Below are 25,276 nucleotides of genomic sequence, written 5' to 3' on the forward strand. Positions count from 1 at the left end.
CAATAAGATCCAAGCGCACCAAAAAAGTGCCTTCAAGCCTCTATAAGGCTCACGGATTCCGGGGCTGAATAGCCTTGAACCAAAACCTGACTTAAAAGTCAGATTTATAGTTGACTCTAAAGTCAGGTTTTACTTTAATCAAGGTTAATACAGCGAACGCCATGACGCTCGCCACACTTCCAAGCAAAGGAGACTCTCCTTGATCAGGTTCCTACTCAACAAAGAACTTCGGGTTGAAGAGCAACTGGACCCCAACATGACAGTGCTGAATTACCTGCGCACCCGTGCCCGTAAAACAGGCACCAAAGAGGGCTGCGGGTCAGGCGATTGCGGTGCCTGTACGGTTGTTCTGGGTGAGCTTGATGGCGATCGCATGCGCTATACCAGCATCAACTCCTGCCTGACGTTTGTCTCGGCCCTGAACGGCAAGCAGCTGATCACGGTGGAAGATCTCAAACAGGGCAGCCGCCTGCATGCCACTCAGCAAGCCATGGTGGACTGTCACGGCAGCCAGTGCGGTTTTTGTACGCCAGGCATCGTGATGTCCATGTTTGCACTGGGCAAAAATGTCGGCGCACCGGGCAAGGACGAGATCCACGAAGCTCTGGCCGGCAACCTGTGCCGCTGCACCGGCTATCGCCCTATCGTTGAAGCAGCAGAGCAGATGTACGCAGATGCGGCACCGGATAGTTTCGAGCTGGAGCAAGGCCAGACAGTCATGCGCTTGCGTGAAATCCAGCCAGAAGCACAGACGGAACTAAGCGATGGCACGAACACCGCCTTTAATCCGACATCTATCGCGGAACTCTGCACCTTGCTGGAACAGCACCCGGAGGCTCGCCTTGTTGCTGGCGGCACCGACCTGGCACTTGAGGTCACGCAGTTGCATCGTCCGCTGCCGACACTGATTCACCTCGGACATATTGATGCGCTGAAGCAGATCCAAGTGCAGGATGAATATATCGAGCTGGGCGCAGCCGCCCCACTGACCGACTGCTATCAGGTGCTGGCCGGTGAGTACCCGGACCTGGGCGCCCTGCTGCATCGTTTTGCATCCCTGCAGGTACGCAACCAGGGCACCTTGGGTGGAAACATTGGCAACGCCTCACCGATTGGCGACTCACCGCCCGCCCTGATCGCGCTGGGCGCCCAGGTAGTGCTGCGCAAGGGTGAGCAGACACGCACACTGAACCTTGAGGATTACTTCATCGACTATAAGGTCACCGCCCAGCAGCCCGGCGAGTTCATTGAGAAGGTTCTATTGCCCAGAGCGGCTGATAACGGGACCTTCCGCTGCTACAAGCTATCCAAACGCATCGATGACGATATCTCCGCCGTGCTGGGCTGCTTCAACCTGGAGATCCGTGACGGCAAGATCGCCTCTGCCCGCGTGGCGTATGGCGGCATGGCGGCCATACCCAAACGTGCCAGCGCCTGTGAACAGGTGCTGACAGGAGCCCCTTGGAACCTTGCAACGATTGAACAGGCCAAAGCCGCCCTGGCACAGGACTTCACACCTATTTCCGATGTTCGCGCATCCAGCGAATACCGCCAGCTGACCGCCGCCAACCTGCTGACCCGCTACTTTATTGAACTTGAATCGCCAGAAGTCGAAACACGGGTGACCGCTTATGTCTAATGCTCAGAACAACACACCCAGCCATGCAGAAATGCTGGAGCGGGTAAAACAGGACCTGGTCACCGGTGTCGGCCGCAGCGTTAAACATGAAAGCGCTGCTAAGCAGGTCTGTGGCGAGGCCGTCTATATCGATGACCGCACCGAATTTCATAACCAGTTACATGTGTATGCGCGCCTGTCGGAAAGGGCGCATGCCCGCCTCACCAAGGTGGATGTGAGTCCCTGTTATGCCTTCCCGGGCGTCGCCATCGCCATCACCGCAGCCGATGTACCGGGCGACCTGGATATAGGTCCGGTCATGCCCGGCGACCCCATGCTGGCCAACGGTATAGTGGAGTTTTACGGCCAGCCTATTGTCGCCGTAGCCGCTGCTGACCTGGAAACGGCACGCAAGGCGGCCATGGCCGCTGTCATCGAGTATGAGGAACTGGAGCCTGTTCTGTCCGTTGAACAGGCACTGGAGCAGGAACACTATGTCAGTGCGCCGCACACTCAGAAACGTGGAGATTCAGCGGCTGCCCTGGCAGCCGCGAAAAACCGTATCAGCGACAGCGTTCATATCGGCGGCCAGGAGCACTTCTATCTGGAGACCCATATTTCATCGGTCATGCCCACCGAAGACGGCGGCATGATCGTGTACACCTCCAGTCAGAACCCGACCGGCGTGCAGAAGGTGGTCGCCAGGGTACTGGGCGTTCCTTACAACAAAATTCAGGTTGATATGCGCCGCATGGGCGGTGGCTTTGGCGGCAAGGAAACCCAGGCAGCAGGCCCTGCCTGTATCGCTGCAGTGATTGCCCACCTGACCCGTCGCCCCACTAAAATGCGCCTGCCGCGCATGGAAGATATGGTGATGACCGGCAAACGCCACCCCTTTTTTAACCAGTATGACGTTGGCTTTGACGACGAGGGGCGCATCACCGGCTGCGAGATGAAACTGGCAGGCAACTGCGGCTACTCACCGGACCTGTCCAACTCCATCATTGACCGCGCCCTGTTCCACAGCGACAACAGCTATTACCTGGGCGATGCCACCATCACCGGCTATCGCTGCAAGACCAATCTGGTCTCCCACACCGCCTATCGCGGCTTTGGCGGCCCACAAGGCATGCTGATGCCAGAGATTATCATGGATGAGATTGCGCGCCGTCTGGGCAAGGACCCGCTGGATGTGCGCAAGCATAACCTTTACGGCCCGGATGGCCGCGACACAACCCACTATTTCCAGACCATTGAAGACCATCAACTGCTGGTGGAGATGATCGCAGACCTGGAACAAAGCTGTGACTACCAGGCCCGTCGCGAAGCCATTCGCGACTACAACGCCAACAGCCCCATCCTCAAAAAAGGCCTGGCCCTGACACCCGTAAAGTTCGGTATCTCCTTTACCCACACCTTCCTCAACCAGGCGGGTGCGCTGGTCCACATCTATACTGATGGCAGCATTCACCTGAACCATGGTGGTACCGAGATGGGCCAGGGGCTGAACACCAAAGTGGCACAGATTGTGGCGCAGGAATTCGAGGTGGACATAGAGCACATCCATGTCACGGCGACCAACACCGATAAGGTGCCCAACAGCTCGCCCACGGCTGCTTCATCGGGTACGGACTTGAACGGCAAGGCCGCACAGAACGCAGCCCGCACCATCAAACAGCGCCTGATCGATTTTGCTGCACGCCACTACAATGTCAGTGAAGAAGATGTCAGCTTCCGCAATAATCATGTGATTGTGCGCGATCAGATCATGCCGTTCCCCGAGTTGATCCAGCAGGCCTATTTCAACCAAGTATCCCTGTCCAGCACGGGCTTCTATAAAACACCCAAAATCTACTACGACTATGAAACCGCACGCGGACGCCCTTTCTACTACTTTTCCTATGGTCTGGCCTGCAGCGAAGTGGTGGTGGATACCCTGACCGGAGAATACAAGATCCTGCGCGCCGATATCCTGCATGACGTGGGCGAGTCCCTGAATCCGGCGATCGATATTGGCCAGATCGAAGGTGCCTTTGTGCAGGGGGCCGGCTGGCTCACCTCTGAAGAACTGGTCTGGAACGAGGAAGGCCGCCTGCTGACCACCGGCCCAGCCAGCTACAAGGTACCGGCCATTACCGATACCCCCATCGACTTCCGCGTTCGTCTGGTTGAGAACCGCAAGAATCCCGAGGATACGGTGTACCACTCCAAAGCTGTGGGTGAGCCGCCCTTCATGCTGGGTATTTCGGTGTTCTGTGCCATCAAGGATGCCATCGCCAGTGTGGCGGACTACAAGGCCAGCCCCAAACTGGATGCCCCAGCCACCCCCGAGCGTGTGCTCTGGGCGATCCGCGACATGGAGCAACTCAAACAGGGGCAGCCTCAACCTGACGCTGTTGCTGAGCCTGTCTGAGTACAAGAGGAGCACGACCATGAGCACCGAATGGATCAAGGGTCTGAGCCAGCTGGAAGCCGACGCAACCCCGGCGGTGATGATCACCGTTGTAGATGAGCGCGGCTCAACGCCACGCAACGCAGGGGCCAAGATGCTGGTCAGCGCCAGCGAGCGCTTCGATACCATCGGTGGCGGCCATCTGGAGCACAAGTCGATCAAGATCGCCCGCGCCATGCTGGAAGAGCGCCACACCCAGCCCAGACTGGAGCGTTTTTCCCTGGGGGCGAGCCTGGGCCAATGCTGTGGTGGCGCAACCACATTGCTGTTTGAGCCACTCAACACGGATATCGTACAGATCGCACTCTTTGGTGCCGGTCATGTGGGCCGGGCGCTGGTCTCCATTCTGTCGACCCTGCCCTGTCGTATTCGCTGGATCGACTCCCGGGAAGATGAGTTTCCGGACAACATTCCGGACGGGGTTGAAAAGGTCGTCAACGAATTTCCCGTGGATGAGATCGAAGCACAGGCTGCCAACAGCTATTTTATCGTCATGACACACAACCATCAGCTGGATCAGGAGCTGACCGAAGCGATTTTACGGCGCAATGACTTCACCTATTTCGGCTTGATCGGTTCCAACACCAAGCGCAAGAAGTTCGAGCATCGACTCAAGGCAAAAGGCTTCGACGCCCAACTGCTGGAACGTATGACTTGCCCCATGGGCATCCCGGAGGTAAAAGGGAAATTACCGGCAGAAATAGCCGTGTCTGTCGCTGGCGAAGTGATCGCCCAGTACAACGCAGCCTTCGGTACGAAACAGCAGCCACCTCTGCCGACCGCCACCGTCGAGCGGCTGGCCATCTGAGCCGCTTCTTGAATCACTGCCTCAGAGGCTGAATGGATGACAGCATCAACCATCGCGTACCGCGCCAGCCTGCTGGACAGCCTGGGAGACCCTGCCGAAGTCGGGCTGGAGCACAGCTGCCGCTATTTTGAAGATGGTTTGTTGGTGGTTGAGAATGGTCGCATCCTCGCCATTGGCCCGGCCAACGAGCTATTACCGACACTGGCAGCTGACATTCCCGTGCATCACTTCAAGGATGCACTGATTACACCCGGGTTTATCGATACCCATATCCATTACCCACAAACCGGGATTCTGGGGGCCTACGGCAACCAGCTGTTGGACTGGCTGGAAAACCATACTTTCCCGGCCGAGCAGGCCTTTGCCAGCCGAGAGCATGCTGATCAGGTTGCTGATGTATTTCTCGGCGAGCTGCTACGCAACGGCACCACCACCGCGATGGTATTCGGCACCGTTCACCCTGAATCGGTCGATGCCTTTTTCAACAAGGCAGCAACACTCAACTTGCGCATGATTGCCGGTAAGGTGCTGATGGATCGCAATGCACCCTCGACGCTTACAGACACACCGGAACAGGGCTACCAGGACAGCAAGGCATTGATTGAGCGCTGGCACGGCAAGGGACGACTCCATTATGCCGTCACGCCGCGCTTTGCCCCTGCATGCAGCCATGAACAACTGGCCAGGGCTGGACAATTACTAAGTGAATATGAAGGCCTTTACCTGCAAACCCATCTGGCAGAAAACACCCGCGAGATCGAGTGGGTAAAAACCCTCTTCCCCGACCAGGGCGGCTATCTGGACGTGTATGATCACCATGGACTGCTGGGCAAGCGCTCGGTGTTTGCCCACGGCCTTCACCTCTGTGATGACGAGTGGAAGCGCCTGGCCGAGACCCGTTCGGCCATCGCCTTCTGCCCCACATCCAACCTGTTTCTGGGCAGCGGAGTGTTTAACCTGACACGCGCCGAACATGAGGGCGTATGTGTAGGTATGGGAACGGACGTTGGTGCCGGTACCAGCTTTTCCATGCTGCAGACATTGAACGAGGCCTACAAGGTGATGCAGCTGCAGCACCAGCCACTGCATCCGTTCAAATCCTTCTACCTCGCGACTCTGGGCGGCGCCCGTGCGCTGGAACTGGACCAGCAGATCGGCACCCTGGAGCCGGGCAGTGAAGCGGATTTTGTGGTGCTGGATTACGCGGCAACCCCGCTGCTGGCATTTCGCATGCAGCAGGCACAGAGCCTGGAGGAGCGCCTGTTCGTGCTGATGACACTAGGGGATGATCGCGCCGTGAAGGCAACCTTTGTGATGGGAGAAAGGGCTCACAGTCGTACCTGAATGAGCCCCAATATGCCTGAGCAGCCCTTATTTGTGGCCGATCACGTTGGAAAAGATCGCTTTCAAGTCATGGCTATCGGTTTCGTCACCCAGATCCAGCTTGTGCTCGATATGATCCAGATGGTGCATCATCAACGCCACTGCCTTGTCCTTGTCTCGCTGGGCAAAGGCATCAATGAGTTCAAAATGCTCATCGTAAGAGCAGTGTGACTTGGCTTCGCTTTTTTCATACTGGGCAATGATCAGAGAGCAGAGCGAGACCAGGCTTCGCTGAAAGCTCAGCAGGGGCGGGTTTTTGGCCATTTCCGCCAGTCGCAGGTGAAACTCGCCGGACAGGCGCAGCCCCGCACCCTGATCGCCGCGATCAAAACAGGCCTGTTCGTCACGTACCATCTGCTTCAGCTGTTCAACCTGCTCCGCCTCTGCACGCTCGCACACCAGCTCTGTAACCGCTTTTTCCACTATCCTGCGTGCAAATACAATCTGGCGCGCTTCTTCAATACTGGGGCTGGCAACCACAGCCCCACGGTTGGGTCTTATCACCACAACCTGCTCATGGCCCAGCCGCGCCAGAGCTCGGCGAATGATGGTACGACTGACACCAAAAATCTCACCCAGCGACTCTTCATTCAGCTTGGTGCCCGGCGCCAGCCGCTGCTCCAGAATTGCATCAAAGATATGCTCATATACCCGGTCATCCTGGGTTTTCTTTTCGCCCTTCATCGGGTCAGTTTTCCTTTTGCCATTCGCCACAACTCATACAGTCGTTATCAGTGCCGGCCTGGCCGCCACTGAGATTCTGCATTTATGATTGATTTAATTGTATACAATTTTATAATCACTTACAGCACAATTGATACAGCATACATATCCGGCTGTCGTGCTACACGTCCGTAAGCTCGTTACTCAAGCGCCCACACCAGCCCTTGCCGTGTTGACGCGGACCTTGCCAACCCCTGACACCCTGTGAGAACCGCATATGAGCTTTGAAAGCTGGTCTCTGTTTTGTCTGGCATCACTGCTGGTGATCCTTATTCCGGGACCACTCTCGTTGCTGATGGTCACCAACAGTCTTAACTACGGCATCAAGCGCAGCTTGCCAGCTTTTATGGGCGGCACCATCGCTTCACTGCTGTTGCTGACCGCATCAGCCACGGGGCTCGGCGCTCTGCTGGCAGCATCGGAAACGCTGTTTACCGCAATCCGTTATGCCGGTGCTCTCTACCTGATCTGGCTGGGCTACCGTGCCTGGCGTGAAGCCTCTCAGCCGGGACATGAAAGCGCGACAACCCAGGTGAAGCCTGTTGCTTCCCGGTTGTTTGCGCGCGCCTTTACCCTGGGTATCAGCAACCCCAAAGATATTCTGTTCTTCGTGGCCTTCCTGCCCCAGTTCATCTCACCTGAAGCCGCACTGCTGCCACAGTTGATGGTCATGTGCCTGAGCTGGTGCCTGCTCGATCTGCTGTGCAAACTGGCCTATGGCAGCAGCGCCCACCTGCTCAAACCCGTATTACGCAAGGGGCGTAACCTGGAACACTTCAACCGCGCCAGCGCTGGCCTGTTTGTGGGTATCGGCAGCGTAGTGTTGATCAAGTAATCCCGGAACGCACATCACAACAAACCTGAAAAGCCGCCATTTACCCCGGCGGCTTTTCAGTTTGCGGGCATCTGGTGCCGGCTCTAGCTACCGCGATAGGTCGAGTAACTGTAGGGCGAAACCAGCAGAGGCACATGATAGTGCTCGGCCTCATCAGCAATACCAAAGCGCAGCACAACCTCCTCCAGAAACGCCGGCTCTGGCAGTTCTACGCCCCGTTTGCGGAAGTACTCTCCGACTTCAAACACAAGCTCATAAGTCCCTTTCCGAAATGCTTCGGCATCCAGAATCGGCTGGTCACAGCGACCGTCGGCATTGGTCAGCACCTGTTGTATCTGTTCCCGGCTCTGATCGTTTTGCAGCCGGAACAATGACACCTTTATCCCCTCACCTGGACAGCCGTGCGCCGCGTCCAGGACATGTGTTGTCAGATAGCCCATCAGCTCCTAGCCCTCTTATCCTGCTTCTGTGCAACCAGGCATTGCCGTAATTAAAGCGGCTTTAGCTCCCTGAAACAGATAGCACAATTATTGTATACAAACAGCATTCAGGGTTATTCCAAACGCTTTAACACCCTCTTGGATTCGCCCAGAACTCCCAATTCAAGACCATAATACTGAAAACAGCGTACATTTCTAACTTTTAGGTCAACTTTTTGTTGCAAAGCAAAAATCAAAATGTATACAATCAATGCATACTATTAATGACTAATTGCCGTTTAACTGCCGTCACGCCGTGCCCAATAGAGGAGTAGAGCCTTGAACCAAGCTTACCCACGCGACCTGGTCGGATATGGTCAGACACCACCGCACGCTCAGTGGCCTAACCGGGCCCGCATCGCGGTCTCCTTTGTGCTGAACTATGAAGAAGGCGGCGAACGCTGCATTCTGCACGGTGATCAGGAATCGGAAGCCTTTCTGTCCGAGATGCCCGGTGCCCAACCGCTGGCAGGTGTGCGCCATATGAGTATGGAGTCCTGCTACGAATATGGCAGTCGTGCCGGTGTCTGGCGCCTGCTGAAGCTGTTCAAGAAGCATGATATTCCACTCACCATCTTTGCAGTTGCCATGGCTGTTGAGCGCCATCCTGAAGTAGCACAGGCCATGGTTGCAGCGGGTCATGAGATTTGCAGCCACGGCTACCGCTGGATCGATTACCAGTACACGGATGAGTCTGAAGAACGCGACCATTTGATGCGTGCCATCGACATCATCCAGAAAGTCACTGGCGAGCGTCCGCTCGGATGGTACACCGGCCGTACCGGCCCCAACACCCGTGACCTGGTGATGGAGGAAGGCGGGTTCCTGTATGACTCGGACGCCTACGATGATGACCTGCCCTACTGGGTCAACAATAACGGCAAGGGGCACCTGGTCATCCCTTACACACTGGATGTGAACGACATGCGCTTTGCCACCGCACAGGGCTTTAACAGTGGCGAGCAGTTCTACCAGTACCTGAAAGACAGTTTCGATACGCTGTACGAAGAAGGCGCGGAATCTCCCAAAATGCTATCCATCGGGCTGCACTGCCGCCTGGCGGGCCGTCCCGGCAGAATTGCAGCACTGGCGCGCTTTATTGAATACGTACGCAGCCACGAACAGGTCTGGCTGTGCCGTCGAATCGATATCGCCCGACACTGGCACGAACATCATCCTTTCAAGGCTGAGGGGACGGCATGAGTGACACTGTCTTCCAAAGCTGCACGCCCAGCGAGATGACGCGGGACGCCTTTGTCGCCCGGTTCGCCGATATCTATGAGCATTCAGCCTGGATTGCTGAACAGGCCTACGACCAGGGCATGGACCCGACCCTCGACCGGGTTGAAGCCTTACACCAGCGCATGGCCCGTATTTTGCTTGATGCTGACAGGCAGTCACAGCTGGATCTGATCAATGCCCACCCTGACCTGGCCGGCAAGGCTGCCGTGGCGGGTGAACTGACAGCGGCATCAACAGCGGAACAGGCCGGTGCCGGCATCAGTGAGTGCACCCCGGACGAATTTTCCCGCTTTACTGCACTGAATAATGCCTACAAGGACAAATTTGGCTTTCCTTTCATCATGGCGGTGAAAGGCAGTAACCGGCACCAGATCCTCGGCGCGTTTGAAGAACGCATTCACAACACGCCCGAGGTGGAATTCAGCCGAGCCCTTGAGGAAATCAACAAAATAGCCCGTTTTCGTCTGGATGAAATTTGAACCGCGCCAACGCCATCATCATCCGGACACCTAATATCAGGTAAACATCCATGAGCAATATGACGTTCGAAAAATATCTCAACCTGGCTGATGCACGACTCGGCACCAAAGCGCTCTTTGTGACCGACGACTGGTTTGCAGCGGTTGATCGCATGCTCCAGCCCGAGCCTCCCGTATGGAAAGAAGGCGTGTTTGACGACAACGGCAAGTGGATGGACGGCTGGGAATCCCGCCGCAAACGCTTTGAAGGCTACGACTACACCATCATCCGCCTGGGTGTGCCCGGCGTGATAAGCGGTGTCGATATCGACACCTCTTTCTTTACCGGTAACTTCCCGCCATCTGCCTCACTGGAAGCCTGCTACTGCCCCGAAGGCGATCCGGCCGACGATGCAGAATGGACCGAGCTGCTGAGCGCCGTCAGTCTCAAGGGCGACAGCCATCATCTGCATGCCATCGACGACCAGCGTCCCTGGACCCATATCCGCTTCAATATCTATCCGGATGGCGGCGTTGCCCGTCTGCGTGTTTACGGCACCCCCTACCTGGACTGGAAACACCTGGCTGACGAAGAGATCGATCTGGCGGCAGCTCTCAACGGCGGCCGTGCCCTCGCCTGTAACGATGAGCACTTCGGTAAAATGGGCAACATCCTCAACCCGGGCCGTGGCATCAACATGGGTGACGGCTGGGAAACCGCACGACGCCGTACTCCGGGTAACGACTGGGTGATTGTTGCCTTGGGCCACCCCGGTGAGATCAATCGTGTGGTCGTCGACACCCTGCATTTCAAGGGCAACTACCCCGACAGCTGCTCCATTCAGGCAGCTTATGTGAAAGGCGGTACCGACGAACAGATTGAGACACAGAGCCTGTTCTGGAAAGAACTTCTGCCCGCGCAAAAACTGGAGATGCACCAGGAACATGAGTTCAGTGGCGAACTGAATGCTATCGGCCCCATTACCCATGTACGCCTGAACATTTTCCCGGACGGTGGCATCAGTCGCTTGCGCCTGTTCGGCAAGGTTACGGACTGAGGGGAACCGACATGTTGATCATTCGACCGGAGCCCCTGAGCGCCGAAGCCTTCAGAGACTTCGGCGAGGTCATCGAAACCCGTGGCCGTGATCACTTCATGATCAATAACGGGTCGACCCAACGTTACCACCGCCTGGCGGAAGTGATGCTCGGCACACCTGAAGACCGGGGCATCATCAGCATCTTTCGCGCCCAGCGCCTGCCGATGCCGCTGGACGTCAAAATGCTGGAGCGTCACCCGCTCGGCAGCCAGGCCTTTGTGCCACTCAAGCAAAACCCTTTCCTGGTACTGGTGGCCCCGGCCAGCGACGAGCCCGACCCCAGCGCCATCCGTGCCTTCATTACAGACGGTACCCAGGGCGTCAATTACCACCCGGGGGTCTGGCATCACCCGGTGTTGGCCTGTGTAGAGGAAGATGACTTCCTGGTGGTCGACCGCGAAGGCGAGGGCAACAACTGCGACGAGTACTTCTTTGCCGACAACACCCGGATACAGCTGGTACACGACGCTTGAGAACAAGAATAAAACCGGCACAGACAGAGTAATCGTGCCACTGCAGTTTGAGGAGAACACATGGATCCCTACATCACAGAATGGCTGAACCTGGCCGTGCGCTGGGCACATATGATTGCCGGTGTCGCCTGGATCGGCGCGTCCTTCTACTTCAACTGGCTGGAAAACCATTTGGACCGACGCAATCCACGTGAAGGCTTATCCGGTGATCTCTGGGCCATTCATGGGGGCGGTATTTACCACCTGGAGAAATACAAGCTGGCCCCCGCCCAAATGCCGGAAAAACTGCACTGGTTCAAGTGGGAAGCCTACGCGACCTTCCTCTCCGGCTTCGCTTTGCTGACAGTGGTGTACTACCTCAATGCCCAACTGTATCTGGTGGCGCCGGGCTCGGATCTAGGCTCTGCCGCAGCAATCGCCATAGGTGTGGGCAGCCTGCTGATCGGCTGGTTCACCTATACCTTCCTTTGCGACTCAGCGCTGGGCAAAAAGCCGGGGCTGCTGGGTCTGGTCATTTTTGCCCTGCTCGTCTTTGCCGCCTGGGCGCTGTCACAGGTTTTCAGCGGGCGTGGTGCTTTCATACATGTAGGGGCCATTATTGGCACCATCATGGTGGGCAATGTCTTCCGCGTCATCATGCCGGCACAGCGCGCGCTGCTGAAGGCCGTTGCAGAAGGCCGTGAGCCAGACCCGGCACTGCCGGCCAAAGGGTTGCTGCGCTCTCGCCATAACAACTATTTCACACTACCGGTGCTGTTCATCATGATCAGCAACCATTTCCCCAGCACTTTTGGTGCGGAGTTCAACTGGGCCGTATTGGCTGCGCTGTCCGCATTGAGCGTGCTGGTGCGTCACTACTTCAACACCCGACATGCAACACAGCAATTTGCCTGGGCACTGCCGGCTGCTGCGCTTGGTATGGTGACACTGGCGTTCGTGCTGGCACCTCAGAACAACAGCCGGGCCGCGACACAAGAGGTCAGCTTTAATCAGGTGTCTCAGGTGATTGAACAGCGCTGCACCGTGTGCCACTCCAGCAGTCCAAGCTTTGCCGGTTTCAGCAGTGCACCGGCAGGCATCACTTTTGACAGCGCCGAGCAGATCAAGCTGCTATCGCCGCGCATCCATGCCCAGTCAATCGCCACTCAGGCAATGCCCCTGGGCAATGTCACCCAAATGACCCAGGAGGAGCGCGACCTGCTCGGCCGCTGGATCGCCAACGGTGCTTCAATCGACTGAGGGCCGTCTCCACCCTCCTCTCCGGGCCCTGTCTCGACAGGGCTTTTTTATATTCCGCATTTGGCTTGAGGAGTCTTCAAGCCCGGTGCTAACATTGACTTAATACTTAACCCCGGAGTCAAAAAAAGGATTCGGTCGAGGCGATGTCTAAAATTAGTGAGCACAACCGGTCCCTGATCATTCAGGCTGCCAGTGAGATTTTTGCTGAAAAAGGCTATGCCGCCACCAAAATCATCGACATCGCCAGGCATGCCGGGCTGCCCAAGCCCAATATTTATTACTACTTCAAGAGCAAGGAAAACCTCTACCGCAGCGTCATCGAGAACGTCATCGACCTGATTTTCCAGGCTGAGCTGCCGCTGCACGGCAACGCGGATCCTGCCACGGCACTGGAACAGTATATTTATGCCAAGGTGCATGTATCCCGCCGTTATCCCCACGCGTCCAAGGTGTTCTCCAGCGAAATCATGCACGGCGCCCCCCATCTGCCGGAAGAGATCGCCGCACGAATGAAGCAGCAGACCCTGGCATGCTGCAACAAGATTCAGGAATGGATTGATGCCGGATTGATGGACCCGGTGGACCCGCAACACCTGCTGTTCACCATCTGGGCCTCAACCCAGACCTACGCCGATTTCGACTGGCAAATTGCCATGGTGAGTGGCAAGCCCGAAATGTCGGAGACGGATTTCGATATTGCCGCACACCAGCTGACACAACTGGTGCTGAAAGGCTGCGGCGTGAAGCCAGCGGAACAGGTAAAAACCGACCTGGCAGTCTAATCAGGGCTATCGACCGAAAAATGCGCCGGGATACCGAAGCTCACAAAGCCACGGCCCCCCTTCCTTGAAATCCGCTATTTAATGGGCGTGTTCACGCTCCAGACTGCGTAGCCGGTTCAGGCAGATAATGCCTAGAATGGGGCCTGGCAACAGCAGCCAGGACAGCCAATGCACGGGCATCACATCAATCATGGCGCTCAACAGGGCCACTGAGATCACGGATAGCGTAAAGCCCAGGCAGTTCATCAGCGTCAGCGCACTGCCCATCACCTCCACAGGCGCATTCTGCGCCGACAGGCTCGATAGCTGGGGCGAATCCGCCGACACGCTCAGGCCCCACACAAACCAGAACAGCATCACCAGCCAGAATGGCAGCTGGAACGCCAGTGGAGACAGCAGGCAACAAAGCCCTGACAGAATCAACATGGTTTTCGCCACCGGCCCACTGCCGGTACGAAGCGAAATATTACCGCCCGCAATACAGCCCAGGCAGCCCGAGCCCAGAATCAGAAAGCTGAGCAGGCCAATATTCAAATCCGCCTGTTGCTGCTGACTCCAAGCCTGCAACCAGATCGGTGCAAACGCCCAAACCGCGTACAGCTCCCACATATGGCCAAAATAGCCACTGGCCGCCAACCGCCAGGGACGGTGACGCAATGCCAGCACCAGTGCATGCCAGCGCAGGGGCGTACCACGATAAAGCGCCGGTCCATCCGGCACACCAAGAAGAATCAACACACCCGCAATTACCGAAGCGCCCCCGGCCGCCAGTATGACTTGTTGCCAGTTATTACCCAGCATGCCGGAAATCAGATGTGGCGCCGCGCTGCCAAGCACCAGCGCCCCGACCAGGTAGCCAAGCGCCCGCCCCAGCCCCTGTGGAAACCAGCTCGCCGCCAGCTTCATACCCACGGGGTAGATGCCGGCCAGTAGTACACCACTGAAGAAACGCAGGGTCAGCAAGGTATCCAGACTATCGGCAAAGAGGACAAGGGCACCGCTCAACAGTGCACTGCCCCAGGCGCAGAGTACAAACAGAAGACGTGGCGATATCCGGTCTGCCAAAGCAATCAAGGCAAACACCAGACACCCCAGAATAAAACCGATTTGAACCGAGTTGGTTAAACTGGCTACCGCCGATACCGGCAAGCCCCAGTCCGTCTGCAGTGCCGGCATGATTGCGTTCCCGGCGAGCCAGTTCACCGTACCCAGAAACTGGGCAATCACCAGCAGGGGCAATATGTGCCTCGGCCTGACCTGCTGCGCTTCTGCTGAGCACATTCTTATTGTTCCTTATATGGCAGGGGGAATGTCCATCATGCTTCAGGAACAACTGGACTGCCATAGCAAGATGGTATTCATTCCAAAGGGCAGCATCTCACTCGGACTGGTGCGCGGCAGTGACAGACAGCCATGGGCCTGTCATTCGATATTAAACGCCTGGATCATGCGATCCCGCTCAGCCAGGGCCTGTTCAGACCGTTCAGGCGAAGCGGCTGCACAGCCATTAATCAGACACTCGGCCAGCAGAATAAAACTGGTGAGCGAGTTGGAAATGAAGCTGCTCTCATGGGGTGCAAACAGGGCGACATTGGAGAGCTCAACCAGCGGCGACTCCAGCCCGTCAGTGATGGCAAGCACAGGCATGCCCTTCTCCCGTGCAACCTGTGCCACCTCGATAACGCCCCTGGAGTAAGGCGCACAACTGGTCACAATGAGCAGATCCTGAGGGTCCAGTGATGCGATTGCTTCAGCCACCCCCAGATCACTGCTGCCCAGCAGATGCACATCCGACCGGATCATGCGCAACCCATAGACAAGAAAGCTGGCCATGGCATGAAACTGGCGAATGCCATACACAGACACACGTTGAGTCTCATTGATCAGCGCAACCGCCTTGTCAAAACTGGCGCCGTCAAAATGCTGCATCAAATAGCCGATGTTGTCCTGATTGTCTCGACACAGTTGATGCGCCAGCTGGTGGCTGGGCAACTCACTGTCGAGCGCGGTACGGGCATGGTCGGAATAAAACGGGGCTGGGGTTGAGCTGCTCAGCAGTACCTGTTGCAAGGCACCGAAATTGGGATACCCCAGGCTGCGCGCCAGGCGGCTGATGGTGGAGGAGTTGACCTTCAGCTTGGCCGATAACGACGTAATGGAAAGCAGAGCCGGATCGCGATCCATCTCCAGGATTTCCTGCATCGCCTTGCGTGCCTTGGGGCCCAGGCGAACCTGGCTACGTCCATGCGCGATCTCGAGCATCAGATCGCGCAACTCTTGCATGTTGGTGGGTGCTTCAGGTGTTGTCATCAGGAATGGCCGGGCACTGTGCCTTTTAATACGGGTGGGTCAGACAGATCAGAGCCGTAAATTGTCCAGCTTATTGTCTCCTTTGCAATTGTTATCACCGCAGTGGACAGGGTGTTCTCCCGATCAGGGTCATCCGGGCATTCACGGTGTATGGGCAGACCCTCACCGGAAGTGTCCCCCAATATATCCAGCGGGTTCTTCGTTCCCTGGCTCAACAGCTGTTCGCCCCTGATTTGTCGATCGCGGGAAGATTCGGTAGTTGCCTGCGCCTGGATACCCGACTGCAGGTGCAGGGCATGGTTGGCATGCACAGCCCCTGCCTCAATGTCACGAATCGAGTGCTGCCCATTGCCAAACTCAACGCTGATCAGCCGCGGATCATCCGCCTGGGCCAGGGTAAAGTGAAAACCGCCACTGTTAGAGTGCTGTTGAATCAAGACAAGGGCTTCATCCAGCGTCTGAACTTTCATCAACGCCCGCCCCAACACCATGCGTGGCAGTGTTGGTGCACATCCCAGCAACCGTAAGTTATTCACCGCCTGTACCAGACCCGTTTCCGTGACGGCATAGGTGTGGCCCGGAATAGAACCCGGATAGCAGAACGAGGCAAAGCCGGGCCCCTTATTCGGAGTCACCTGTGCAATGAAGCAGTGACCCTTGAAGAACGGCAAGCCGTCTTCGTTATGGGCAATCGTGTGCCTCCCCTCCTCGGCCAGCTGCACGGTCGTACACCCATCCGGCACCGACGCCAGCAGATCGCCTCGACAGTTCCAGGCAAAGACCTGCTGCAACGGCAGCTCCAACCCATATGCCAGACCTTCCAGCTCCTGCCAGATATCCGGAAATTGAGTGCGAACACTGTGCTCCAACACCGCAAGGCGCGGCTGGTGAGCATCGGAATTCACCTCTTCCCAGAGCGCATCCCGCACCAGGAACGTCTGCACGGCATCACGGCCCAGGCGCCCCAGCTGACGCCCAATCTCTTCGGGGCTGCCGGATACTAGGTGCCAGCCAAGCTCATCATTGATCTGTTCAGACATGTTGCAGAAAATCCTTCAGACGGTCATTGGGAGGGTTATCGATAAGCTCTCGAGGGTCACCGTCAACGGCAATCTTTCCGTGTTCCATAAAGATCAGCCGTGTCCCCACCTGCTTGGCAAACCCGATCTCATGCGTCACAACAATCATGGTCATCCCTTCCTCGGCCAGCTGGCGCATCACGTTCAGCACCTCCTGCTTGAGCTCCGGGTCCAGTGCTGAGGTAGCTTCATCAAACAGCATCACCTTGGGCTTGATCGCCAATGCTCGAGCGATGGCAACACGCTGCTGCTGACCGCCTGACAGCTCGGAAGGAAAATGCTTCGCCTTGTCCTCAAGCCCGACTTTTTTCAGCAGTTCCATCGCAACCCTGTCGGCTTCCTGGCGATCTGCACCTCTGACTTTCTTCGGACCAAAAGCCACATTTTCCAGTGCGGTAAGCTGGGGGAAGAGGTTGAACTGCTGGAACACCATGCCCGCTTCCTGGCGAATCTCACGCAGCTGTTTGGCGCCTGAGTTCACACTGATGCCATCCACTACCAAGTCGCCGTCGGTAATTTGCTCCAGCCCATTGATACACCGCAGCAGCGTCGATTTGCCGGACCCCGATGGGCCGATCAGCACAACCACCTCCCCGGCATCGATACTCAAATCAACCTGGTCCAGAACTTTCAGCGCACCAAAATGCTTTGAGGTCTTGTTGAACGTAATAATGCTCATAGAATCCTCATCCTCTTCTCGATAATGCGCAGCAGAAGGGTCAGTGTTCCGGTCATCAGCAGGTAGATCACGGCAACGGCGGTCCAGATTTCCACCGCGCGAAAGTTGGATGCCATGATCTCCTGGCCCGTTCTCGCAAGTTCACCCACACCGATCACAATGAACAGCGACGTATCCTTGAGGCTGACAATGAACTGGTTACCCAAGGGGGGAATCAGGCGGCGAAAAGCCAGCGGACCGGTAATGTAGAGCAGCACTTTCCAGTAGGGCAGCCCCATGGCCAGGCCCGCTTCCGTCAGTCCTTTGGAGATGGACAGCAGTGCGCCTCGCACAATTTCGGCAATGTAGGCACCGGCATTCACAATGATGGCCAGTATGGCCGCCGATAGAGGGTCGATTCTGATATCGGCCAGAACCGGCAGGGCAAAGTAGAGAAACATCACCTGCACAACAATAGGCGTACCGCGAATCACCTCGATATAGACGAAGGCAACGGCATTCAGAAAGCGGCCGCCATAGGCGCGCATCAGGCCGGCCACCACGCCCAGAAACATGCCGCCGATAAGGCCAACCACTGTGATATACAGCGTAGTTTTAGCGCCGGCAGCAAGCTCTGGCAAAAACGAAAAAATTACGGACCAATCTATTTCCACACTCATCACCTCTACAACAGGGACAGCAGGATGGGACCAGGCCCATCCATGTTTCAGGCCATCAATCAGCTGGACGGCTTGCCAAACCACTTGCTGTAGATTTCGTCATAGCGCCCATCGGCACGCATGTTCGCCAGGGCTGCATTGACCTTTTCCACCAAGTCGCTGCCTTTGGGGAAAGCGATGCCATACTGGTGGGCCATCATCTGAGTGCCAACCGCTTTCACCTGGCCGTTACCCGCCTTGGCGATGTAGTAGAGAACGTTGGGTGTATCGTGCATGGCGGCATCGGCGCGCCCTGTGCGCAATTCGAGATAGGCATTGTCAATGTTGGGGAATTTACGCAGATCGGTGTCGGTGAAGTTTTCCTCGGCATAATCTGACGCCGAAGTGCCGGTTTTCACGGCCAGCGTTTTGCCAGCCAGGTCCTCGGCACCTTTAATCGCACTATCGGCCGGGACCATCAGCAGAAAACCGCTGTCGTAGTAACCGTCCGAGAAGTCGATCACCTTTTCACGCTCCGGCTTGATGGTGATCCCTGCCAGAGCAACATCGACCTGCCCGGTCTGCAAGGCGGGAATAATGCCGGCAAAGTCCATGGGCTGAAGCTTGTATTCGAGGCCAAGTTCGGTCGCGATGGCACTCCACATGTCGATATCAAAGCCGACATACTTGTCCCCTTCCTTGAATTCAAAGGGCACGAAAGCGGTATCCGTAGCAACAACCAGTTCATCAGCGGCCACTGCGGTTGCAGTCATGGACAGGCCGAGTACAGCACTTGCGGCTAGCTTGAGCAGTGTTTTCATCTTCAGTTACCTTTTTTGTTTTGAACGTGAGTGTTCAGATTTTCATCAATGCGCACCCCGGTAGTGCAAATATAGTTGCTATAGCACAAAGATAAAGCAAAAATATTTGCATAAAGATAGCAAAAGCCTTCTATCCGGACTTCGGTTACGGCACCAGAAACAACAGCATGATTCGTGCCATTAAAGTCGTAGAAGGCTTTTTCAAAGAAATCTGGAGCTGAAAATACGCTTTTCGGTACCTCAGTCCTTGAGTGGTGTCACCCGAGCCACTCCTGCGGCAGTGACTGACGGATATAGGTGAGAAAGACCTGGGCCCTGCGGGTCAGTGAGCCATGGGGGTAAAGCAAATAGATGCCCTGTGAGGGGCCTTGCCATTCCGGCAGACACTTCACCAGCCCGCCCGGGTGGTGACTTTCACGGCGGGACACACTCCAGTCCGGCAGCAGGCCAAGCCCCCCGCCATTAACGATTGCATCCACCTTCATGAACAACCGGTCCACTTTCAATCGGCTGTTGGCAAGGCTGGGTTTGCTGCGCCCTTCGTTCAGATGCCAGAACTCAACACCGTCCTGCTCTTCACTGCCAAGCCCTATCCAGCGGTGACAGGCAAGATCACTGGGGTGAGCCGGAGGTTCATGCTGTTGCAGGTAGGCCGGACTGGCATAGACACTTTGATGCAAGGTGCCGATATGTTCGCAGTTCATCCCCGTTTCCGGCTCTTTCCCCAGCCAGAGACAGAGCCCATCCTTCTGCTCCAGCCCCGGTGGGGCTATCTGCGTTTTAAGGCTGACCTCCAGTCCCGGAAAGGTGTTCATGAACTCAAGCATCAGCGGCCCGAACCAGGGCCTGAGCAGAGCATCGTGGCAGTTCACCACCAGCTTGCCGCTGACATCCTGCTTCAGTTCATCCAGCGCTGAGCGACCATTACCCGCCAGATCGAGTATTTCCTGTGCGTAGTGCAGAAAGAGCTTGCCGGCTTCTGTCGGGATCAGCTTGTTGGACTCCCGCCTCAGCAGTGCCTGCCCCAGCTCAGATTCCAGCTGCCGAATACGTCGGCTCATGGTCGACTTGGGCAAATCAAGCATGCGTGCACTTTCAGTGAGGCTTTGGCTTTTCATAACAGAGACAAAAGCCTCCAACTCTTTCAGATCAAACATGCTCGCAACACCGTTCCATTTTCTGCAACACCTTGTGCCAGACTAGCACCTTCAAATCCAAATAAGAAGCATTATTATTACCACATGAATTTGTAGCCGCTGCCCGCCGCTGCTTCCCGTTGAAGCTATGTAATACAGGCAGTACGGGCCGCTCCAGTTAATTAAACCCCACCTTGTGAGTATGGAAAAGATGTCAGCGTCCAATGTTATTCGTCGATTTTTGACAATTTTCACCCTTGGTACTGCACTGCTTTCACAAATTGCCAATGCTGCAGGGCCTTCAGTGGATACCAAATATGGAACGGTCGAACTGGAGCAGACACCACAACGGGTGATCACCCTCTATGAAGGCGCTTTGGATGCAGCCGTGGCCGTGGGAGTTGAACCTTTGGGCGCGGTGGTTACTCGCGGCGGCCAGGGTGTTGCGCCCTACATTCAAGATTCGGTCCCCGATATCAACATTGTTGGCACCTCGCGTGAAACCAACCTGGAAGCCGTTATTGCGCTGCAGCCGGATCTGATTCTGGCCGCACCGACCCTCAACCAGGAGCAATATCAGTTGCTGTCATCGGTGGCCCCCACCATCGTGCCGGACATCGAACGTTACCAGAGTGACAGCTGGAAAAATGAAAGCCTGGTATACGCACGCGCCATGGACAAACAGGCAGAAATGAACCGGGTGCTGGGGGATATAGCTCAGGAAACCGCGGCACTTAAAAAACGTCTTGCACAGGTGCAAAGTGACACCGGCAACAAAGCCGTATTGATGCGCTGGATGCCTCAGGGCGCCATGCTGATGGCACCGGGTATTTTCGCCTCAACTCTGCTGGAATCAGCCGGTTTCGAACTGGAAGACAGTGGCCTCATCAAGCCCGGACGTCCTCACAGCTCACCCTTGAGTCAGGAGAAACTGAACGTGATCGATCAGGACTGGCTGTTCATGGCCACCCTGAATGATGACGGCCAGAAAGCGATGGACGCCGCCAAAACCTCGCCTGCGTTTTCTCGCCTGGAGGTGGTCAAACAAGAACGTGCATTCCCGGTCGATGGCACACTCTGGACCAGCGCCAGCGGCCCTCTGGCAGCACGTGAAGTGTTGCGACAGCTGGATACCCTGGTACAGGGCCAGGCTGAATGACATCAGGGCAAGCGCCTCGCCACCACTGGCCTTTGCGTCAGGTATTCCCGGCAACCGCTCTGGTGCTGTTGCTGGTCTGTCTGGCCAGTCTGATGCTGGGCGCGGGTGATCTGTCGCCGCAGGCAGCCTTGCAGGCCCTGTTTGGGCAAAGCAGCGATGAAGCCAACTTCATCGTCAGGGAGCTGCGCCTGCCACGCACCCTGATCGGCTTTTTAGTCGGTGCCATGCTGGGCTGCGCCGGTGCCCTGATGCAGACATTGGCCCGCAACCCTCTGGCAGAGCCCGGCCTGCTCGGTGTCAGCGCCGGCAGCAGCTTTGCCGTCACGCTGGCCCTGATGCTGGGCGCCAGCGCGGCAACACTGACCGTACACGTTGCCCAGCTCGGCGCCCTCGCCGGCTGTCTGCTGGTCTTGTCGGCGGCGCGTATCCAGGGGGTCGGCAATGATCCTGTTCGACTGGTGCTGGCTGGTGCGACCCTGACCGGGCTGCTGCTGTCACTGATTTGGTTGTTGTTGATGTTTGACCAGCGCTCGGCTGATGAGATCCGCTTCTGGATTACCGGCAGCGTTGCCGGGCGCAGCCTGGATATGGCACTGCAGTTAATGCCCTCTCTGGGACTGGCTTTCATCCTGACACTGATCATCATCCGCCCGCTGGCCAGTCTGGCATTGGGTGAGCGTGCTGCCCAGGGACTGGGGCACCACCCCGGCCGTATCCGATTCATCGCCGTTGTCATCGTCGCACTTCTGGTGGGCTCGGCTACAGCAGTCGCCGGCCCCATCATTTTTGTCGGGCTGGTAGTGCCCTTTATCGCCCGTGCATTGGCAGGACCTGATATCCGCCGCACCCTCTGGCTATGCCTGACACTGGGGCCGATTATCGTGATCAGCGCCGATACCCTGTCACGCCTGCTGGTTGCACCGGCCGAGCTGCCATTGGGCGTACTAACGGCATTGATCGGCGCCCCCGTCCTGTTGATGGTTGTCCGCAGCCGCCGACTGCCCACGCTTTAACGAGACGCCTTATGGATGCTGCACGCCCTCTTGATCAGTCACAACCGCTCCACCGGCCACCTGCCGGTTTCTGGTTGTGGCGCTCCAGTGGTACTTCTAATGGTACTTCTGATGGCACTCGCCCAGGCTATAGCCTGCTGATTCCCAAACGTGCCGTCATTATCAACAGCCTGCTGATCTTGCTGCTATTGATAGTTGTCACCCTCTCGCTGGGTTCCGGCAGTGTCAGCCTGTCTCCGGCAGAAGTCTGGCAGGCGTTGTGGCATCAAGGCCCGGCCATCAACCAGCTGGTGGTGAATGAGCTGCGTTTACAGCGCGTACTCGCAGGGCTGACAACGGGTGCCGCCTTTGCCCTCTCGGGCTGCCTGATGCAGACACTGTCCCGAAACCGGCTGGCAACGCCGGGCATTATCGGTATCGACAACTCTGCCACGGCCTTCGCGGTCGCTTCCGTGACCGGCACCGGCCTGTCATTGGCACCTTCTTCCATGGCATTGGCGGGGGCTGCTACAGCCTGTGCCCTGGCGTTTGGCCTTACCGGCGCATCGGGTCGAGGTGGCTACCGGTTTATTGTGGCCGGTATCGGCATTGGAGCGATCGCCGGAGCCATGACTCAATTCATGCTCAGCCGGGTCGCCATTGATGATGCCAACGCCGCCTTTCCCTGGACCGTTGGCAGCCTGAACGCACGCAGTCCCGAAGCAACAGCAGCGCTGGCAGCCTGCTTGCCCCTTGCGCTCGCACTGAGCCTCAGGATGACCCGCGCATTACAGCTTATGCAGGTGTCCGATGCGGTCAGTATCGGCCTTGGCATCAATCTCAAACAGGTACGCCGGAACGGACTCATTCTATCTGTTTTGCTGACCGGGCTGGCCGTAGCCGTTGCCGGCCCGGTGGGGCTGGTCGCACTGCTGGGGCCTGAAGTTGCCCGCGGCCTTTACCGTCACAAGGGCGTACCGCTGGTCGCATCAGCCCTTTGTGGCGCCCTGATCATGCTGGCCGCCGATCTGACCGGTCGTTTGATACTGGCGCCGCTGGAAATTCCGGTCGGCATCGTAACCGCCGTCGTCGGCAGCCCTTATCTGCTGTGGATGCTGCTTAACCCTTCGTTCAAGAACACGCCATGAACAGTTTTAATCGCGCGATCCCAACTGAACACATTCATCCCGCCGTCGAGCTTGAAGCCCGGCAACTGGTCGCGGGTCACGGCGACAAGGTCATCATCGACGGTCTGGATCTCAACCTGCCAACCGGCAAGATAACCGCGATTGTCGGCCCCAACGGCTGTGGCAAATCGACGCTGCTCAACTCGCTGGCCCGAACGCTCAAACCGCTGGGCGGCAGCATCCTGCTGGATGGCCAGGATATTCACCGGCTACCGGGACGGGACGTTGCTCGCAAGCTGGCACTGCTGCCACAGGAAACCTCGGCCCCTGAGGGCATGAGTGTGGAAGACCTGGTGCGCTTTGGCCGCCAGCCGCATCAAAGCTGGCTCAGCCAATGGTCACCGGACGACCAGCGTGCGGTGAAGCGCGCCATCAAAGCGGCGGACCTGACCGGCATGGAAAACCGCATGCTGGAAGAGCTGTCCGGCGGTCAGCGCCAGCGTGCCTGGATCGCCATGGCGGTGGCACAGGATACGCCCAGCCTGCTGCTGGACGAGCCCACCTCAGCGCTGGACCTGGGCCACCAGCTGGAAGTGTTCGAACTGATTCGCCACCTCAGTGCCGATCACGGCAAGACCATCGTCATGGTCGTGCACGACCTGCTCAGTGCCTGCCGCTTTGCCGACCACCTGGTGGCCATGCACGACGGCAGGCTTATCACTCAGGGCGCCCCCGGCCAGGTTCTGACACCTGAGCTGGTTCACCAGCTGTACGGCGTTCACTGCGACATCCTGCCCGACCCCGTCACCGGCAGCCCAATGCTCATCAACATGCACCGCGCCAGTAAAAACCCACGCCAAGCCCCTGCCAAGGCCCCCATTTCAGGAGATAACGATGAATAAAGCCAATCAGCGCATACTCCAGGTTATTCGCAAAACCTACGTGACACCGAACATGCTTAGGGTCACCCTTGGCGGCCCCAACATGCAGCAGTTTCCCGCCGACCAGGCCAGTGCCTATATCAAACTGTTGTTCCCGCGCGGCGATGACCAACGTCCCATTGCACGCACCTACACCATCCGTGCACAGCGCGACAACGAGATCGATATCGACTTTGCTGTCCATGCAGAGTCAGGCCCGGCGCTTTCCTGGGCGCTCAACAGCCAGGTCGGAGAGGACATTCTGATCGGAGGCCCCGGCCCCAAAAAACTGGCAAATCCGTCAGCCGACTGGTTCCTGATTGTCGGGGACATGACCGCCCTGCCGGCCATCAGCATTAATCTGGCCCAACTGCCCGAGGATGCACAGGGACATGCCTTAATTCAGGTGCTGAGCGACGACGATATCCAGCCACTGCAGACTCCCGAAGGCGTAACCCTGCACTGGCAGATCAACCCGGAACCGGGCCTGGATGAAACCCTGCTGCTGGAAAAAGTGAAAACTCTGCCCTGCTTCAACGGCACACCCTATATCTGGTGCGCATGTGAAATGAACAGCATGCGCCAGCTGCGCACCTATTTCCGAGCACAGCCACAGGTGCAACGTGACCAGATGTATATCTCCAGCTATTGGAAACGGGGTGTTCGAGAGGAAGAGCACAAAAGCCTTAAAAGCAGGCTGGACCAGGATGCTGCCTGAAGCAGAGTCCAATAGCTTGGGCAAATATTCAGGCAGGCCGACACCTGCCTGAACGCCCGCATAGAGACGACAAACACCCTTCAAAGCTATTGATAATCATTTTAT

General features: G+C 57.1%; 25 protein-coding genes. 16 read left to right on the forward strand and 9 right to left on the reverse strand.

Annotated elements, in window-relative coordinates; all coding sequences use genetic code 11:
• Positions 1-199: 199 nt before the first annotated feature.
• The 4 genes from xdhA to guaD are packed head-to-tail and all read left to right on the forward strand — an operon-like array spanning position 200 to position 6,222.
• Entirely contained in the window at positions 200-1,639 is a 1,440-nt protein-coding gene (xdhA, locus tag BW956_RS03120) for a xanthine dehydrogenase small subunit (RefSeq protein WP_076460738.1), read from the forward strand.
• A complete protein-coding gene (gene xdhB, locus BW956_RS03125) occupies positions 1,632-4,031 on the forward strand; it encodes a xanthine dehydrogenase molybdopterin binding subunit (protein ID WP_076460740.1) in 2,400 nt (799 codons plus the stop codon). The genes xdhA and xdhB overlap by 8 nt, the downstream gene beginning before the upstream one ends.
• Positions 4,032-4,050: 19 nt before the next feature.
• Complete coding sequence (gene xdhC, locus BW956_RS03130) at positions 4,051-4,878, forward strand: xanthine dehydrogenase accessory protein XdhC (RefSeq protein WP_076460742.1); 828 nt, start codon at positions 4,051-4,053, stop codon at positions 4,876-4,878.
• A 36-nt stretch (positions 4,879-4,914) separates the two neighbouring features.
• Positions 4,915-6,222: a guanine deaminase gene (gene guaD / locus BW956_RS03135; RefSeq protein ID WP_076460744.1), complete on the forward strand. Its 1,308-nt coding sequence runs from the start codon at positions 4,915-4,917 to the stop codon at positions 6,220-6,222.
• A gap of 27 nt (positions 6,223-6,249) precedes the next feature.
• Here the strand turns inward: guaD and BW956_RS03140 are convergent, their stop codons facing one another.
• Positions 6,250-6,945: a GntR family transcriptional regulator gene (locus BW956_RS03140; RefSeq protein WP_076460746.1), complete on the reverse strand. Its 696-nt coding sequence runs from the start codon at positions 6,943-6,945 to the stop codon at positions 6,250-6,252.
• Between the two features lie 256 nt (positions 6,946-7,201).
• On the opposite strand from BW956_RS03140, the gene BW956_RS03145 reads away from it, so the two are divergent.
• Positions 7,202-7,819, forward strand: coding sequence for a LysE family translocator (locus BW956_RS03145; RefSeq protein WP_076460748.1), 618 nt, complete (start codon positions 7,202-7,204; stop codon positions 7,817-7,819).
• Between the two features lie 83 nt (positions 7,820-7,902).
• On the opposite strand, the gene uraH is transcribed toward BW956_RS03145, so the two are convergent.
• Positions 7,903-8,259: a hydroxyisourate hydrolase gene (gene uraH / locus BW956_RS03150; protein WP_076460750.1), complete on the reverse strand. Its 357-nt coding sequence runs from the start codon at positions 8,257-8,259 to the stop codon at positions 7,903-7,905.
• Positions 8,260-8,577: 318 nt separating this feature from the next.
• Between uraH and puuE the strand changes: the two genes are divergently transcribed.
• From puuE to BW956_RS03180, 6 genes are all read left to right on the forward strand, one after another.
• A complete protein-coding gene (gene puuE, locus BW956_RS03155; protein WP_076460751.1) occupies positions 8,578-9,501 on the forward strand; it encodes an allantoinase PuuE in 924 nt (307 codons plus the stop codon).
• Complete coding sequence (gene uraD, locus BW956_RS03160) at positions 9,498-10,019, forward strand: 2-oxo-4-hydroxy-4-carboxy-5-ureidoimidazoline decarboxylase (RefSeq protein WP_076460753.1); 522 nt, start codon at positions 9,498-9,500, stop codon at positions 10,017-10,019. The genes puuE and uraD overlap by 4 nt, the downstream gene beginning before the upstream one ends.
• Before the next feature lie 50 nt (positions 10,020-10,069).
• A complete protein-coding gene (gene alc / locus BW956_RS03165) occupies positions 10,070-11,056 on the forward strand; it encodes an allantoicase (protein WP_076460754.1) in 987 nt (328 codons plus the stop codon).
• 11 nt (positions 11,057-11,067) lie between these two features.
• On the forward strand, positions 11,068-11,571 hold the full coding sequence (locus BW956_RS03170) for an ureidoglycolate lyase (RefSeq protein ID WP_076460756.1): 504 nt from the start codon (positions 11,068-11,070) through the stop codon (positions 11,569-11,571).
• A 60-nt stretch (positions 11,572-11,631) separates the two neighbouring features.
• A complete protein-coding gene (locus BW956_RS03175) occupies positions 11,632-12,810 on the forward strand; it encodes a urate hydroxylase PuuD (RefSeq protein ID WP_076460757.1) in 1,179 nt (392 codons plus the stop codon).
• A gap of 143 nt (positions 12,811-12,953) precedes the next feature.
• Positions 12,954-13,592: a TetR/AcrR family transcriptional regulator gene (locus tag BW956_RS03180; protein WP_076460759.1), complete on the forward strand. Its 639-nt coding sequence runs from the start codon at positions 12,954-12,956 to the stop codon at positions 13,590-13,592.
• A 78-nt stretch (positions 13,593-13,670) separates the two neighbouring features.
• Here the strand turns inward: BW956_RS03180 and BW956_RS03185 are convergent, their stop codons facing one another.
• From BW956_RS03185 to BW956_RS03215, 7 genes are all read right to left on the reverse strand, one after another.
• Positions 13,671-14,873: an MFS transporter gene (locus BW956_RS03185; protein WP_076460760.1), complete on the reverse strand. Its 1,203-nt coding sequence runs from the start codon at positions 14,871-14,873 to the stop codon at positions 13,671-13,673.
• A 141-nt stretch (positions 14,874-15,014) separates the two neighbouring features.
• Positions 15,015-15,902, reverse strand: a complete 888-nt coding sequence (locus BW956_RS03190; protein WP_076460762.1) for a MurR/RpiR family transcriptional regulator — start codon at positions 15,900-15,902, stop codon at positions 15,015-15,017.
• Positions 15,902-16,942, reverse strand: a complete 1,041-nt coding sequence (locus BW956_RS03195) for a C45 family autoproteolytic acyltransferase/hydrolase (protein ID WP_076460763.1) — start codon at positions 16,940-16,942, stop codon at positions 15,902-15,904. The genes BW956_RS03190 and BW956_RS03195 overlap by 1 nt, the downstream gene beginning before the upstream one ends.
• Positions 16,935-17,660: a glutamine ABC transporter ATP-binding protein GlnQ gene (glnQ, locus tag BW956_RS03200; protein WP_076460765.1), complete on the reverse strand. Its 726-nt coding sequence runs from the start codon at positions 17,658-17,660 to the stop codon at positions 16,935-16,937. The genes BW956_RS03195 and glnQ overlap by 8 nt, the downstream gene beginning before the upstream one ends.
• Positions 17,657-18,313 carry a glutamine ABC transporter permease GlnP gene (gene glnP / locus BW956_RS03205; protein WP_010322086.1) on the reverse strand — a complete coding sequence of 219 codons (657 nt, stop codon included), beginning with the start codon at positions 18,311-18,313 and terminating at the stop codon, positions 17,657-17,659. Before glnP ends, glnQ begins: the two co-directional genes overlap by 4 nt.
• A 65-nt stretch (positions 18,314-18,378) precedes the next feature.
• A complete protein-coding gene (gene glnH / locus BW956_RS03210) occupies positions 18,379-19,119 on the reverse strand; it encodes a glutamine ABC transporter substrate-binding protein GlnH (RefSeq protein WP_076460766.1) in 741 nt (246 codons plus the stop codon).
• A 257-nt stretch (positions 19,120-19,376) separates the two neighbouring features.
• Entirely contained in the window at positions 19,377-20,276 is a 900-nt protein-coding gene (locus BW956_RS03215) for a LysR family transcriptional regulator (RefSeq protein WP_076460768.1), read from the reverse strand.
• Positions 20,277-20,466: 190 nt separating this feature from the next.
• Between BW956_RS03215 and BW956_RS03220 the strand changes: the two genes are divergently transcribed.
• The 5 genes from BW956_RS03220 to BW956_RS03240 are packed head-to-tail and all read left to right on the forward strand — an operon-like array spanning position 20,467 to position 25,171.
• A complete protein-coding gene (locus tag BW956_RS03220) occupies positions 20,467-21,414 on the forward strand; it encodes an ABC transporter substrate-binding protein (protein ID WP_076460769.1) in 948 nt (315 codons plus the stop codon).
• Positions 21,411-22,427: a FecCD family ABC transporter permease gene (locus BW956_RS03225; RefSeq protein ID WP_076460771.1), complete on the forward strand. Its 1,017-nt coding sequence runs from the start codon at positions 21,411-21,413 to the stop codon at positions 22,425-22,427. Before BW956_RS03220 ends, BW956_RS03225 begins: the two co-directional genes overlap by 4 nt.
• 11 nt (positions 22,428-22,438) lie before the next feature.
• A complete protein-coding gene (locus BW956_RS03230) occupies positions 22,439-23,554 on the forward strand; it encodes a FecCD family ABC transporter permease (RefSeq protein WP_083702909.1) in 1,116 nt (371 codons plus the stop codon).
• Positions 23,551-24,435, forward strand: coding sequence for an ABC transporter ATP-binding protein (locus BW956_RS03235; protein ID WP_076460772.1), 885 nt, complete (start codon positions 23,551-23,553; stop codon positions 24,433-24,435). Before BW956_RS03230 ends, BW956_RS03235 begins: the two co-directional genes overlap by 4 nt.
• Positions 24,428-25,171 (forward strand): siderophore-interacting protein, encoded by a 744-nt coding sequence (locus BW956_RS03240; protein ID WP_076460774.1) that lies wholly within the window; start codon positions 24,428-24,430, stop codon positions 25,169-25,171. Before BW956_RS03235 ends, BW956_RS03240 begins: the two co-directional genes overlap by 8 nt.
• The last annotated feature ends 105 nt before the right edge of the window (positions 25,172-25,276 follow it).

The sequence above is a fragment of the Marinobacterium stanieri genome, assembly GCF_900155945.1.
In the GTDB taxonomy this organism is placed as follows: Bacteria; Pseudomonadota; Gammaproteobacteria; order Pseudomonadales; family Balneatricaceae; genus Marinobacterium; species Marinobacterium stanieri.